The organism is Dellaglioa sp. CoH-57-MRSF-17 (assembly GCF_056782015.1).
Genome location: NZ_JBXAXY010000056.1, coordinates 1 through 428, shown reverse-complemented (window position 1 = coordinate 428; position 428 = coordinate 1). Strand labels below are relative to the sequence as shown.

Annotated in this window: 1 protein-coding gene; it reads right to left on the bottom strand. The window is 58.2% G+C overall.

Annotation, left to right across the window (positions count from 1 at the left end):
* Nucleotides 1-350: hypothetical protein (locus AC1RPJ_RS07840; protein ID WP_481762853.1), on the bottom strand; the 350-nt coding region annotated here is incomplete at its 3' end.
* Between the last annotated feature and the right edge of the window lie 78 nt (nt 351-428).

Below are 428 nucleotides of genomic sequence, written 5' to 3'. Positions count from 1 at the left end.
CCGTTAGGAATTGCCGATAGGCCGGCAACGCCGCCCGGTTTGTCTATCTGGTCAGATGGAATCGCACCAACATCGTTGGCAGTCAGAACCAAATACTGATCGGTCTTGCCATTGACTGATTGAATCTGCGTGCTCAGCAATCCTGAGGATGTCACGTTCAGACCAGCGCCGACGATAACGGCACCCAGCGTCGAGGTCGTAGCCGGTGGCAATGAACCGTTGCTCAGCTGCAACCACCCGCTCCAAGTGCCACTGATACGCGACCGGAAGTACATGCTGTCCATACCCTGCCAGCGCTGCACCAGATCACCAGTAGTACCGGACGTGGACAGTGCTTCAACTTCCAGCATCGCCGCTTTTCGTCCCGTGGCCGTGCCCGGACCGTTGGCCAGCGACGGAGAATCCGCAGGCAGCACATAGTACAGACC